This window comes from Gordonia humi (assembly GCF_014197435.1).
GTDB lineage: Bacteria > Actinomycetota > Actinomycetes > Mycobacteriales > Mycobacteriaceae > Gordonia > Gordonia humi.
In genome coordinates, this window is record NZ_JACIFP010000001.1 from 861,888 (window position 1) to 875,764 (window position 13,877).

Consider the following 13,877-nt stretch of genomic DNA (forward strand, 5'->3'; position numbering starts at 1 on the left):
TTCTGTTTCGGGGCCTAGTAGACGTCCTGGCTGTAGCGTCGCTGACGCTTCAAGTCGGCCAAGTAGTCCCAGGCGGCGTACTCGGCGAGCCCGCCGTGCTTCACGATCACCTCGATGAGTGCAGCCTCGACGGCGTGTGACATGCTGACGCCGTCTCCGCAGATGTAGAAGTGCGCGCCGTCCTGGAGCCAGGTGAAGACCTCGGCGCCCTGCTCGCGCAGGCGGTCCTGTACGTAGATCTTGTGCTCCTGGTCGCGGGAGAAGGCGGTCGACAGATTCGCCAGGAGCCCCTGCTCCTGCCATTCGGTGAGTTCGTCGCGGTAGAGGAAGTCGCACGACTCACGCTGGTCGCCGAAGAACAGCCAGTTCTTTCCCTTCGCCCCGCGAGCGCGGCGTTCGAGGAGGAACGAGCGGAAGGGAGCGACACCGACACCCGGCCCGACCATGATCGCCGGGGCGTCGTCGGCGGGCAGGCGGAAGCTCGGGTTCGGGGCGAGGAACACTGACACCTGCTGTGCACCGTCGACGCCGATCGTCGACGAGCCTGCGCCGACGCGGTCGCGGCCGTCGCGGTGGTATGCCACGTTCGAGACGAGCAGGTCGGCCTTCTTCGGGGACTCCGTCGGACCCGAGCTGATCGAGTACGAACGGTGCTGCAGCGAGCCGAGCAGGCCCGCGACGTCGGCGGAGGAACGCTTGTCGGCCGGGACCATGGTGATCAGGTCGAGGACGTCCCGACCCCACAGCCAGGATTCCAGTGCTTCGCGGTCGCCGTTGTCGCGCAGGTGGACGAGCTCGACGTCGCCGGACTCGGCGGCCGCCCACTCGATGAGGTCGTTGCCGGGCAGACGCAACTCGCGGCGGTGGGTGAGTTCCTCCCGCCAGGTCTCCTCGCCGCCGGGGAAGGTCGTGTCCGGATCGACGGCGAGCGCTTCCAGGACGCCGTCGACCAGCGGGGTCGGGTTGGCCGGGATCAGACCGAGGGAGTCGCCGGGCAGATACTCGATACCGCTGTCGCCGAGGTCGACCTCGAGGTGCAGCACAGACTTTAGCGAGCCGTCGCCGGACAGGACGGTGCGGTTCTCAACGGTGGCGAGGTAAGGGTCCTGACGTGTCCAACGCGCCGGCACCGTCGACGAGGGGGAGATCTCGACGGCGACGGTCTCCACCGGCGCGTCGGCGTCGCCGAGCGAGGCGAAGGTCGTCTTGACGACCTCGACCCACTGCTTCGAGGGCGACTCGTAGTCGAGATCGCAGTCGACGCGGTCGAGTAGGCGCTGCGCGCCGAGTTCGCCGAACTTCACGTCGAACAGGCGGCCCGCCTCGCAGAAGTGATCATACGATGAGTCGCCGAGGGCGAGCACCGCGAAGCGCATGGACGTCAGATCCGGCGCATCGGCTTCGAGTCCGTCCCACAGATCCTGAGCGTTGTCGGGCATGTTGCCGTCGTCGTACGTCGATGAGACGACCACGACGTGGTGCATCTCCTCGAGGTCGGATGCGTCGAACTCGTCCATCGACATCAGCTTGGTCTCGAAGCCGTCAGCTGCCAACGCATCGGCGGCATCCATGGCGATGACCTCGGCATTTCCAGTCTGGGTGCCGAAGAGCACGTGGATGAAGGGACGGTCGTTGGAAGACATGTGGGGCACTCCTGCCTGGACGGGCACGCTTCTGCTTGCGTGTGACGGACGACACGCATTAATATCATGAGGAATATCGCCCTAGCTGTCAAGTGTGGTCCGATGAAAACATCATGAGGAACATTCCTCGTGAGGATTGACAATTCGGCGCTCGGCGGGTGGAATCGGGATCACACGCGGTGTGTCGAGTATCTCAGCGACTCCCCCAAAGGCGATACATCACCCACTCTCGATTGCGAATGAAGGAAACGATGCAATGACCGATGCGGCCATCAGCGAACAACAGCGCCTCGCGCTGGAGGAGTACCGGGTCGCCTCCGTGTTGACTCGGTACAGTGTCGCCTGCGACGAGCGCGATCGCGAGGAGCTGGCGACACTGTTCCATCCGGACGCCACCGCGGTCTACGACAAGGATGCGGATCTGGTCGGCAACACGGCGATCGCCGAGTGGATCAGCAGTGCGACCGCGCATCTTCGCTGGCAGCAGCACGCGGTTCGCGTCATGACCGTCGACATCGACGGCGACCGCGCTCGTGCGGTCAGTTACCTCACCTCACACCAGGTCGCGTTCGACACCCCGGACGTCACCCTGATGATGAACAGCCGCTACGACACCGAGCATGCGCTCGCCGACGGTCGCTGGGTCATCACCAAGCTCTTGCTCACCGTGGGGACGGTCGAGAACCGTCCCATCCAACTCGGCACACTCGTGCCGGACAGCAATTCGGAGGTCTCCAATGACTGAATCACCCGTTCAGATTCTGGAAGGGGAGGAGCGCAACGGCTGCCCGGTTGTGCACTTCGACTTCAACCAGCCGCTGCCGCTGAACCAATACCACAGTGAACTCGACCGGCTCCGTGCGATCTCGCCGATTGTCTGGAACACCTACGGTCAGGGATTCTGGATGCTGCTCAGTGACGACACAGTCCGGGAGGCGTACCACAAGTACGAGATCTTCAGCAGTGAAGCGACGATCCCGACGGTGCCCGAGCCGGACTGGCACTGGATCCCGACAATGGAGAACCCGCCCCAGCACAAACTGTACCGTCGCGTGCTGAACGCCCCCTTCTCGCCACGTGCGATCCGTGACCGCGAGGACCGGATCCGCGATCATGCCATCAGCTTCATCGAGCCGATCGTTCAGACCGGCCGGGTGAACTTCGTCGACGCGTTCGCCAAGGAGTTCCCGACCAAGGTCTTCTTGGAGATCGTCGGGCTTCCGCACGAGGACTCCAAGCAGTTCGTGGAATGGGTCGAGATCGTCTTCGGCGGTCTCGGCGCCGAAGAGGACGGTGCGGCGGACGCGATGGCCGGCGCGCAGGCCGCCATTCGGCAGTACTTTGCGGACCTTCTCGAAGATCGCAAGGCGAACCCGCGCGAGGACGACTTCTTCACGGACCTCTCGCAGGCGACGATCGGCGCGAACCGCATCACCGACGAGGAGTTTCTCAACATCTGCAACGTCCTGATTCTCGCGGGTCTGGACACCGTCAAGAGCCAGCTCGGCTACTGCTTGCTGCACCTGGCGACCCACCCCGACGACCGCCAGCGGATCCTCGACGACCCCGCGCTGATTCCGGTGGCCGTCGAAGAGCTGGTGCGCGTCTACTCGATCGTCATGGACGGCCGGAAGATCGTCCAGGACGCCGAGTTCCACGGGTGCCCGATGAAGGCCGGTGAAATGGCGATGCTGACGGTCCCTTCGGCCACCCGCGACGAGACCAAGTACGCCGATCCGACACAGGTGGACTTCGACCGCACCGACGCGACCGGCCATCTGGCTTTCGCTGCGGGCCCGCACAAGTGCCTGGGCACCCACTTGGCCCGTCGCGAACTGAACATCGCGATGGAGGAGTGGCACAAACGCATCCCGCACTATCGCGCCGTCGATCTGAGCAAGCTGAGCGAGACGGGGCCGCAGTTGGGACTGGAAGAGCTCTGGCTGGAGTGGGACGTCGCCGAATGACCGTGGTACGAAGTCGTGAAGTGCATCTGGTCCGACGGCCGGAAGGCACTCCGGTCCACGACGACATCGCACTGGTGACCGTCGACGTCGAAGCGGGGGCCGGGCAGGTCCTCGTCCGGAACACCGCGATGTCGGTCGAGCCGTATATGCGCGGACGGATGTCCGTGGACAAGGGGTCGTACGTCGAGCCGTACGAGTTGAACGCTCCGATGGACGGATTCGTCACGGGTGTCGTCGAGTGGTCCGACGCCCCCGACGTTCCGGTCGGATCGGTCGTGGTGCACGAGTACGGGTGGCGCGAGTACGTCGCGCTGGCGCCGTCGGACGTCGATGTCGTCGACACCGACGGGCTCAAAGCCACCGACTACCTCGGCGTCCTCGGCCAGACCGGACTCACCGCGTGGGTCGGAATGAACGTGGTGGGCCGCTTCAAGGAGGGCGACACCGTGTTCGTGTCGTCGGCGGCGGGCGGTGTCGGAGCGGTGGCGGGCCAGCTCGCCAAGGCGAAGGGCTGCGTCGTCATCGGCAGCTGCGGGTCGGCCGACAAAGTGAAGTCTGTCGTCGACGACTTCGGTTTCGACGCCGCGTTCGACTACCACGACGGCACCGTGCGGGTGCTGCTCCGCGAGGCGCTCGAAAAGGTCGACAGGCCCGGACTCGACCTCTACTACGACAACGTCGGTGCCGAGCACCTGGAAGCCGCGATCCGCGAGATGAACGACAACGGTGCGATCGCACTCTGCGGTGCGATCTCCGTGTACAACGCCACTGAGGTGGTACCCGGTCCGCGGAACCTGCTGCTGATGATCTGGAGGCGGCTGCGGATGGAGGGCTTCATCGTCACCGACCACGAGGACAAGCGTCCGCAGTTCCTCGAGGAGATGACCGACTTGGTCCGTCGCGGCGTCGTCACCAGCCCGGAGACCTACGTCGGGCACGGCATCGAGGAGGCGTTCGACGGATTCCTCGCGCTCCTCGACGGCGGCGCGGTGATCGGCAAGGCGTTGGTGAGCCTGGGGACGGACGCGTGACCGGGGGGACCTCCGTCGAGGCAGTGGAGGACTTCTCGAGTCGCGTCGCGCAGTGGTACGCCGAGCAGGGGCTGACCCCCCGTGCAGACGCGGACGATCGGGAGCGCAGTCTCGCGGTGTTCCACGATCTGTCGTACGAGGCCGAACTCGAGCTGATCACAGCGCTCGCCGACTGGATCCGGACTCGTTACGACGCAGGCTTCGGCGCCGTCGGCTGGCCGGAATCGTTCGGTGGAGCTGGGCTCTCCGCCGAACACGAGGCGGTGCTGGCCAGGATCGAGTCCGAGTACGAGGTGCCCAGTCCCCACGAGCTCATGTCGGTGACGCTGCATCTCATCGCACCGACGCTGCGCGTGTTCGACCGCACACCGGAGATGCGCGCGTTGATCTCACCGATGCTGCGCGGCGACGTGCTGGCCTGCCAGCTGTTCTCCGAGCCCGGCGCGGGCAGTGACCTCGCGAGCCTGGCGACGCGGGCTCGGCGCGAGGGCGACGAGTGGGTCATCACCGGTCAGAAGGTGTGGACATCCGGCGCGCGATTCGCGCAGTGGGGCGAACTGCTGGCACGAACGGATCCGGACGTTCCGAAGCATCGGGGAATCACCGCGTTCATGGTGCCGCTCGACGCCGCAGGCATAGAGGTGCGACCCCTTCGACAGATGTCGGGCGGATCGAGCTTCAACGAGGTCTTCCTCGAAGAAGTACGCATTCCCGACGCGTACCGGATCGGCGATGTCGGCGACGGGTGGAAGGTAGCGCTCACGACGCTCGGCTTCGAGCGGAACTCGAGCGGCGAGAACACGGATGTCGGCGGCAGCGTCGATCAGGTGATCAGCCTGGCCCGCGCAACGGGAGCTCTCGACGATCAGGTCCTGCGTCAGAAGTTGGCCGATCTGTTGATCTCGCACCGACTGGCCGAGGTCTCGTCGGCGCGCGACGCCGTAGCCGGCGACCCGACCGGTGTCCTCGGGTCGATGCGGAAACTGCAGTGGACACAGCGGCTCACGCAGATGTCAGACTTCGTGATCGACGCACTCGAAGGCGACCTCGCCGTCGACTGCGGTGCGCCGCAGTCGTTCGCCTGGACCGAGCATGTGCTCGGTGCGCCTGGTTATCGCATCGCCGGCGGTAGCGACGAGATCCAGCGAAATCTCATCGCGGAGCGCTATCTCGGCCTTCCGGCCGAGCCGCGCGGTGACAAGAACACTCCCTGGCGAGACATCCCTCGCTGAGCATATGAATCGTAAGGACACAGACATGGGAACTTTGGATGGCAAGGTCGTGCTGGTCACAGCTGGATCGCGCGGAATCGGTCGTGGCGTGGTGGAAGCACTGCTGGCCGAGGGAGCGTCCGTCGCGATGACGGGCCGATCTCCGGAGAAGGGTGCGAGGGCTCTGGAGGAGATCGGTCTGCCGGATCGGACTGTGTTCTTCGCCGGCGATGCGCGTGATCGTGACGATGTCGCCGGGTGGGTGACGTCGACGGTGGAGCGGTTCGGTTCGATCGATGTTCTGGTGAACAACGCCGGTGGCAGTGATGGTTTCGCGTTGGTGCATGAGATGACCGATCAGGCGTGGGAGAACGCGTTCACGTTCATTTTGGATTCGGCGTTCTGGGCTACGCGTGCGGCGTTGAAGCACATGGTGGCGCAGGGGTCGGGTCGGATCGTGAACATCTCGTCGGTCGAGGGGAAGATGGGCAACAAGGCGACGGTGTCGCATTACATCTCAGCCAAGCATGCGTTGAACGGTCTGACGAAGGCGGTGGCGTTCGAGTACGGCCGTCAGGGGATCACGTGCAACGCGATCTGCCCGGGCGCCGTCGAGACCGATCTCATGCGTGAGGTCGGGCCGTCGTGGGCTGCTGAGAACGGCATGACCTACGAGGAGTACAAGAACGGGTACGCCAAGGAAGCGGCGACCGGACAGCTGAACACGGCGCAGGAAGTCGGTGCGACCGTGGTGCTGATGGCCGGCCCTGCGGGTGCCGGGATCAACGGTGCGCTGTGGAACGTCGACGGCGGCACAGCTCCGTACTGATCGACCTGAGTCCGTACTCGATATGAAAGGCAGTATCTGTGGGTTCATTGGATGGCGAGGTCGCACTGGTCACAGCCGGTTCCGGGGGAATCGGTCGCGGCGTTGTGAACGCGCTGCTCATGGAGGGCGCTTCGGTAGCGCTCACCGGGCGTTCGACCGAACGCGGTGCGAGGGCTCTGGAGGAGATCGGTCTGCCGGATCGGACTGTGTTCTTCGCCGGCGATGCGCGTGATCGTGACGATGTCGCCGGGTGGGTGACGTCGACGGTGGAGCGGTTCGGTTCGATCGATGTTCTGGTGAACAACGCCGGTGGCAGTGATGGTTTCGCGTTGGTGCATGAGATGACCGATCAGGCGTGGGAGAACGCGTTCACGTTCATTTTGGATTCGGCGTTCTGGGCTACGCGTGCGGCGTTGAAGCACATGGTGGCGCAGGGGTCGGGTCGGATCGTGAACATCTCGTCGGTCGAGGGGAAGATGGGCAACAAGGCGACGGTGTCGCATTACATCTCAGCCAAGCATGCGTTGAACGGTCTGACGAAGGCGGTGGCGTTCGAGTACGGCCGTCAGGGGATCACGTGCAACGCGATCTGCCCGGGCGCCGTCGAGACCGAACGGACCAAGGAGATCGGTCCGGAGTTCGCGGCTGAGAACGGCCTGACCTATGAGGAGTACATCGCCGACTACGCGAAGGACGCCGCGACGGGCCGATTGAACACACCGGAGCAGATCGGTGCGACCGTGGTGCTGATGGCCGGCCCTGCGGGTGCCGGGATCAACGGTGCGCTGTGGAACGTCGACGGCGGCACAGCTCCGTACTGATCGCTCGACCCGGGGCCGCCGGGACCAGATCGTGGGCCGGATTGCATCGCGCAGTCCGGCCCATCGTCGTCTTTCGCAGACGCCGAATACGAAATCTCATAAGGAATAAGCGATTCTGCTTGACGATATTCATCAGGATATATATGTTGATAGTGAGATCTGAATCACTATGAAAGGCTGAATGTGCCTCAGGATGCGAATCGCGGATCAGTCGTGGGTGGAGAACAGATCGCCGAACGGGTGCCGGGCGTACGGCGAGGCCCGCTCTCCGGGGTGAAAGTCGCCGACTTCTGCTGGATGGGCGTCGGTGCCGTCGCGACGCGAATGCTCGCGGACTTCGGTGCCGAGGTGATCCGCATCGAGGATCGGGATCGGCCGGATCTACCGCGGCGCCTGCCGCTATACAAGGGAGAAGTGCGCGCTTACGGCGACATCGATCCGAATCCGGACCCGAACAAGGGCGGACTCTTCAACAACTACAACCGCAACAAGCTGGGCATCACGTTGAACATGCGGACGGAGAAGGGCCGTGAGATCGCCGAGCGGCTCATCGCCGACAGCGGGATCGTCACAGAGAACTTCGCCCCGGGCGTCCTGGAGAAGTGGGGCTTGACGCGAGAACGCATCGAGGAACTGCGCCCCGGTTCGATCCTCGCGCGAATGGCGGGGTTCGGACACGATGGGCCGCACCATCGGTTCCGCAGCTATGGGCCGGTGATCCAGGCGGTGTGCGGATTGTCGTTCAACAGCGGCCTGCCCGGTCGAGAACCGTCCGCCTGGGGAATGTCGTACATGGACAATCAGGCCGCCTACTACAACGCGATCGCGCTGATGACTGCGATCTACCACCGCAAGCGCACGGGCGAGGGGATGTACCTCGACGTCTCCGCGGTGGAAGCCGGGATCGGACTGCTCGGCCCCGACCTGCTCGATACTCTGGTGAACGGTCGTCCGAGTAGACGCCCGGACTTCCCGCGCGGCAATCGCCTTGAATTCCCCGACGCGGCACCGCACGGCGTGTATCCGGCGTCGGGTGAGGATCAGTGGATCGCCGTCGCTGTCTTCGACGAGAAGGACTGGTCAGCGCTCGTGGAGGTCATGGGTCGCCCCGAGTGGGCGATCGACGACCGGTTCGCCACAATGCAGGCCCGACTGGAGAATGTCGACGCGCTCGACGCTCTCCTCGGCGAGTGGACGGTCGCGTACGACAAGCACACCCTCATGCATCTGCTTCAGAAGGCTGGAGTGACGGCCGGCGCCGTGCAGAACTCGCGGGACCTCGTCGAGACGGACCCGCAGATCGCGGCGCGCGGCACGTTCTTCGAACTCGACCACCCGGTGATCGGCCCGGCACTCTTCGAAGGCATACCGATGCGATTGTCCGGGTCGGAGCAGCACAACTGGCGATCGGCGCCCCTGATGGGTGAGGACAACGACCACGTGTTGAGCCGTGTTCTCGGGATGGACGCCGACGAGATCGGCCGTCTGGCCGCCGAAGGGATCATCTGATGCACAAGAGAATCGAGAACTCTCCGTTCAGCGACCTGATCGTCGTCGAACTGGCCGACACCCCCGCGGGCGAGCAGGTCGGCAAGCTGCTCGCCGACGCCGGTGCCACCGTAGTCAAGGTGGAGCCGCGTGCGGGAGTGAGCAGCCGACACATCGGGCCGTGGCGCGATGGCGTCGTGGGCCCGAACGAGTCCCTCTCGTTCTGGGCGTACAACACCAGCAAGCAGAGTGTGGTGATCGACGAACCCGATGCGTACAGCGGTCCTCTGGCGGACCTGCTCGACCGGGCCGACGTGGTGGTAACGACGGACGGGCCCGCGCGGCTGGCCGAACGCGGTATCTCACCGGATGCTCTGCGACGTGGTCGCGACTCGTTGATCGTGGTGTCGGTGTCGCCGTTCGGGCTGACCGGCCCGTGGGCGGACTATCGCACGAGCGACCTGGTCGGGCTGGCGGTCGGCGGACCGCTGCACAGCTGCGGCTACGACGACCACACCATTCCGCCGATCCTGCCCGGTGGCAACCAGGCATTCCAGAACGCGGCGAGCTTCGCCGTACAGGGCCTGCTGCTGGCGTTGATCGAGCGCTTCGACGGCGGCGGCGGACAGGTGGTCGACGTGTCGATGCACGAGTCGAACGCGGTGAGCTGCGAACTCGCGAATCCGTACTGGTTCTATCCGAAGGTACTCGTCAAGCGGCAGACGGCGCGCCATGCGCAGCCGACGCGTACGTCGCCGGAACTGTTCGAATGTGTCGACGGCTACGTCTACTTCGCGCTGATCCTCGGCGATCTCCACCAGTGGAAGGCGGTCGTCACCTGGATGGACGAGCACGGTCTCGCCGAAGACCTGACCGACGAGGCGTATACCGATCTCGCCCATCGCCAGAAGCGCTTCTCGCACGTCCAAGAGGTGTTCGAGGCATTCTTCGCCCGACTCGATGCCCAGACTCTGTACCTGGAAGGGCAGGAACGCGGTGTTCCGATCGGCCCGTTGCGCGCCTTCGAAGAGCTGTCGACCGATGAACACCTGCAGGCTCGCGGCTTCTTCGTCGACGTGCCGCTCGCCGACGGAACCGCCGTCATGTTCCCGGGCTCACCGCTGGTGTCGTCCGGGTTCGCGCCGCGGCCGAGTCGGCCGCCGCGATTGGACGAACACGGGGATCTCGGCGTGGGACGGTCGCGATGACCGACACGTGGAAGCCGGACACGACGGCGATCGTCGGCATCGGCGCGACGGACTTCTCCAGGGAGTCCGGTCGGAGCGCCCTGACCCTCGCGGCGGAGGCGACGCTCGCCGCTCTGGCCGACGCCGGCCTCGAACCGAGCCACGTCGACGGTATCGTCCGCTGCGATATGGACGAGGTTCCGCCGGTGGCCCTCGGCGATGCGATCGGTGTCGCGAACCTCGAGTACTGGGGTGACGTCGGGCCCGGCGGCTCGGCGCCGTGCGCCATGATCATCCAGGCGATGGCCGCGATCACCGCAGGCTTGGCGACGACGGTCGTCGCGTTCCGGTCCATCAATGGTCGCTCGGGGCAGCGCTACGGCGCCGGCTACGCGCGCGACGTCCGCGTCGGCGGCCGCTCGGCGTTCGAGGACTACTTCCTACCGTTCGGCATGCAGACGCCGGGCCAGTACTTCGCTACCGTCGCGCAGCGTCACATGATCGAGTACGGCACCGACGAGCAGACGCTGGGGCGAATCGCGTTGGCGTGTCGGCGTCACGCCAACGCGAATCCGGCGGCCCAGATGCACGGGCGCACCATGACCATGGACGACTACGAGCTGTCTCGCATGCTCACGACTCCGCTGCGCTTGTTCGACTTCTGCTTGGAGACCGACGGTGCGTGCGCTGTGGTTGTGACCTCCATCGAGCGGGCCCGCGACCTGCGGCAGACGCCGGCGCTCATCCACTCGGCAGCTCAGGCCGGCGGACACGACGCACAGCCGGGCCAGATGTTCCCGGCCCTGTTGCGCGAGGACATCACCACCTGGTCGTCGACGGACGTCGCGACGATCCTCTACCGCCGCGGCGGGGTGCGACCCGCCGACGTCGACGTCGCTCAGATCTACGACTGCTTCACGATCACCACCCTCATCCAGATCGAGGACTACGGGTTCTGTGCAAAGGGCGAGGCCAAGGACTTCATCGGCGACGGAACCCTCCAAGTCGGCGGTGCGCTCCCGATCAACACATCCGGTGGGCATCTCTCCGAGGGCTATGTCCACGGGATGAACCACGTCGTCGAGAGCGTGCGTCAGGTCCGTGGGACGTCCACCAACCAGGTCGCCGACGCCGAGCTCAGTCTCGTGACGTCGGCACCGACCACCGGTGGCAGCGCCTTGCTGCTGGTCGCCGGATGACGCGGGAGGTGTATCCGATGAAGAACGAGAATCGGGTTCTGCCCGTGACGACCGATCCCGACACGGCGCCCTTCTGGGCCGCCGCCCGCGAGGAGAGACTCGTGATCAAGTACTGCGAGGAGTGCGACCGCCCGATCCACCTTCCGCGGGCGTATTGTCCGGTCTGTCGCCGACGCAGTGACGTCTGGCGGGATGCTTCGGGCAGCGGCCGCGTGTACAGCTGGACGATCGTCGAGCACCAGGTGCATCCCGGGTATCCGACGCCGTACACGTCTGTGCTCGTGGAACTCGCCGACCATCGGTCGGTGCGCCTGCTGGGTTCGCTCCCCGGGCGGGTCCCGCTCGTCGGCGGCGAACCCGTCCAGGTCTGGTTCGAGCACCTCGAGAATGTGACGATCCCGCAGTGGCGTCTGGTCGAAGCGGGCGGCGCATGACGCGGATCGGAATCTCCGCCTACGATCTCCCGGTCCGCGACTTCGTCGCCCTCGCGCAGGCGGCGGACGAGGCGGGAGTGCACAGTCTGTGGTTGGGGGAGCATGTGTTCAACCCAGGGCAGTACGCGAGCGCGCACCCGGGGGCCAACACCGCGCAGCATCATATCGGCCCAGTCGTCCATCCGACGACGCATCTGCTCGACCCGACGGCGACACTCGCGGCCGCTGCGATGGTGACGACCCGGATCCAGCTCGGAACCGCGGTGCTCGTCCTTCCGTTGCGGCATCCGCTCCTGGTCGGCCGTGCGCTCGCCACGCTCGACGAGCTGGCGCCCGGACGGATCGTGCTGGGTGTCGGCGCCGGATGGCTCCGGGAGGAGTTCACCGCCCTCGACGTCGACTTCGCCGACCGCGGTCGACGGCTGAGGGAGAGCGTGTCGATCCTCCGGTCGTGTCTGGGTGGTGGATTCGTCGAACATCACGGCACGGTCTTCGACTTCGATGCGCTGCAGATGGTCGAGAAGCCGGTCCACGTGCCGTTGATCGTGGGCGGCAACGGGCCGGTGGCGCTGCGGCGTGCCGCAACTCTGGGTGACGGTTGGTTCTCCTCCGGATCGCTGGACCTCGACGAGTCGGTGGCGTTGCGGGACTCCCTCGTCGAACTTCTCGCCGAGCGCGGTCGCAGCGAGGACGACTTCGAGATCGTCATCCGACCCAAACATGCGGACGTGGATGTAGTGCGGGCGCATGCGGAAGCCGGATTGAGGCATGTCGTCGTCTGGGCCGACCAGGTGTGGGATGCCGAGGACCCGCGCAGTGTGCAGATCGAGAAGCTGCGGGAGTTCCTGGCCGAAGTCGAAGACTAAGCCGGACTCGAGACAAGTATTTCTCGTGACGAATATGTCAATTCATACAGAGAAATGACTTGTGTCACCTATATTGAATGGGTAACATCTCATATGCGGGGTGTCACATGTCACATCGCGGATCGGTGGTATGGACTCGGACAACGAGGAGTTGTTGATGAAGATGAATCTCTCGAAGCGGCTGTCGCTGGCGGCCGTGGCCCTCGCCACGACGGTAGGCCTGGCGGCCTGTGGATCCGACGAGCCCGCGGGCGAACTCGCGACCGGTGGCTGGGACGAGGTGGTCGCGGCCGCCAAGAACGAGGGCACCGTCACGATCTATTCGAGCCAGGGAGCAACCCAAGTCGACGACCTGGCCGCGGGCTTCCAAGACAAGTACGGCGTCAAGGTCGAGGTCGTCCGCGACATCGACGCGAACCTGCTGCCGAAGATCGATGCGGAGCTTCGCACCGGTAAGCCGGCCGCGGATGTGCTCGTGCAGTCGACCGAGTCGGCCGTCAAGAAGTACTCCGAGGACGGCGTCCTCGCAGAGCCTGTCGCTCCGTCCCTCAAGGACATCGACGTGATGCGCGACGACAACTACTTCGACGTCGACGCCACGGTGATCACCTTCGCGTGGAACACCGACCAGTTCCACGGGAAGCTGAACAACTACCAGGACCTGTTGAACAAAGATCTCAAGGGCAAGATCGGCGTCCCCGAGCCGACCGTCGCAGCCTTCGTCGACTTCTATCTCTACCTCGAAGATCTCTACGGCGACGACTTCTCGGCCAAGCTGGCCGCGCAGGACCCGAAGATCTACCCGGGTGCACTGCCTGCGGCGCAGGCGCTCTCGTCGGGTGAGATCGCCGCTGCCGCCTATGTCGAACCGCAGGCCGACGAGAAGAAGGCCGGTGCACCGGTCGACTGGGGCTTCGAGAAGGAGCAATGGTCGGCGATGTTCTACGGGTCCATGCTCAAGGGCTCGGCACACCCGAACGCCGCACAGTTGCTCACCGACTACATGATGAGCGCTGAGGGGCAGCAGCGGATCGCCCGCAAGGCCGCATCGGCCCGTCCGGACATTCCCGGGACGGTCGCCACGCTCGACACGGTTCACCGCATGGACACCACGAAGATCACTCCCGAGGTGATCGCCGACTACCAGGCCAAGTGGAACAAGCTGTTTCGCTGATCTGTCCGGTCTGACTGCGACGACCCC

13 protein-coding genes are annotated in these 13,877 nt (G+C 65.2%); 12 read left to right on the top strand and 1 reads right to left on the bottom strand.

Annotation, left to right across the window (positions count from 1 at the left end):
- Positions 1 to 14 precede the first annotated feature (14 nt).
- A complete protein-coding gene (locus tag BKA16_RS03875) occupies positions 15 to 1,643 on the bottom strand; it encodes a diflavin oxidoreductase (RefSeq protein WP_183369435.1) in 1,629 nt (542 codons plus the stop codon).
- 256 nt (positions 1,644 to 1,899) lie between these two features.
- Here BKA16_RS03875 and BKA16_RS23755 point away from each other — a divergent pair, with 256 nt between their 5' ends.
- The 12 genes from BKA16_RS23755 (at position 1,900) to BKA16_RS03930 (ending at position 13,850) form a co-directional block, all read left to right on the top strand.
- Entirely contained in the window at positions 1,900 to 2,388 is a 489-nt protein-coding gene (locus BKA16_RS23755; RefSeq protein ID WP_246371638.1) for a nuclear transport factor 2 family protein, read from the top strand.
- Entirely contained in the window at positions 2,381 to 3,610 is a 1,230-nt protein-coding gene (locus BKA16_RS03880) for a cytochrome P450 (RefSeq protein WP_246371640.1), read from the top strand. Before BKA16_RS23755 ends, BKA16_RS03880 begins: the two co-directional genes overlap by 8 nt.
- Positions 3,607 to 4,641 carry an NADP-dependent oxidoreductase gene (locus tag BKA16_RS03885; protein ID WP_183369437.1) on the top strand — a complete coding sequence of 345 codons (1,035 nt, stop codon included), beginning with the start codon at positions 3,607 to 3,609 and terminating at the stop codon, positions 4,639 to 4,641. The genes BKA16_RS03880 and BKA16_RS03885 overlap by 4 nt, the downstream gene beginning before the upstream one ends.
- Positions 4,638 to 5,873 carry an acyl-CoA dehydrogenase family protein gene (locus BKA16_RS03890; RefSeq protein WP_183369438.1) on the top strand — a complete coding sequence of 412 codons (1,236 nt, stop codon included), beginning with the start codon at positions 4,638 to 4,640 and terminating at the stop codon, positions 5,871 to 5,873. Before BKA16_RS03885 ends, BKA16_RS03890 begins: the two co-directional genes overlap by 4 nt.
- A gap of 25 nt (positions 5,874 to 5,898) precedes the next feature.
- Positions 5,899 to 6,681, top strand: coding sequence for an SDR family NAD(P)-dependent oxidoreductase (locus BKA16_RS03895; RefSeq protein ID WP_183369439.1), 783 nt, complete (start codon positions 5,899 to 5,901; stop codon positions 6,679 to 6,681).
- A 38-nt stretch (positions 6,682 to 6,719) separates the two neighbouring features.
- Positions 6,720 to 7,502 (top strand): SDR family NAD(P)-dependent oxidoreductase, encoded by a 783-nt coding sequence (locus tag BKA16_RS03900; RefSeq protein WP_183369440.1) that lies wholly within the window; start codon positions 6,720 to 6,722, stop codon positions 7,500 to 7,502.
- A 213-nt stretch (positions 7,503 to 7,715) separates the two neighbouring features.
- On the top strand, positions 7,716 to 9,011 hold the full coding sequence (locus BKA16_RS03905) for a CaiB/BaiF CoA transferase family protein (RefSeq protein WP_343067271.1): 1,296 nt from the start codon (positions 7,716 to 7,718) through the stop codon (positions 9,009 to 9,011).
- Positions 9,011 to 10,198, top strand: coding sequence for a CaiB/BaiF CoA transferase family protein (locus BKA16_RS03910; protein ID WP_183369441.1), 1,188 nt, complete (start codon positions 9,011 to 9,013; stop codon positions 10,196 to 10,198). Before BKA16_RS03905 ends, BKA16_RS03910 begins: the two co-directional genes overlap by 1 nt.
- Entirely contained in the window at positions 10,195 to 11,376 is a 1,182-nt protein-coding gene (locus BKA16_RS03915; protein WP_183369442.1) for a thiolase C-terminal domain-containing protein, read from the top strand. The genes BKA16_RS03910 and BKA16_RS03915 overlap by 4 nt, the downstream gene beginning before the upstream one ends.
- A 17-nt stretch (positions 11,377 to 11,393) precedes the next feature.
- On the top strand, positions 11,394 to 11,810 hold the full coding sequence (locus BKA16_RS03920) for a Zn-ribbon domain-containing OB-fold protein (RefSeq protein WP_183369443.1): 417 nt from the start codon (positions 11,394 to 11,396) through the stop codon (positions 11,808 to 11,810).
- Positions 11,807 to 12,676: a TIGR03619 family F420-dependent LLM class oxidoreductase gene (locus BKA16_RS03925; RefSeq protein ID WP_183369444.1), complete on the top strand. Its 870-nt coding sequence runs from the start codon at positions 11,807 to 11,809 to the stop codon at positions 12,674 to 12,676. The genes BKA16_RS03920 and BKA16_RS03925 overlap by 4 nt, the downstream gene beginning before the upstream one ends.
- Positions 12,677 to 12,806: 130 nt before the next feature.
- Positions 12,807 to 13,850: an extracellular solute-binding protein gene (locus BKA16_RS03930; protein ID WP_183369445.1), complete on the top strand. Its 1,044-nt coding sequence runs from the start codon at positions 12,807 to 12,809 to the stop codon at positions 13,848 to 13,850.
- The last annotated feature ends 27 nt before the right edge of the window (positions 13,851 to 13,877 follow it).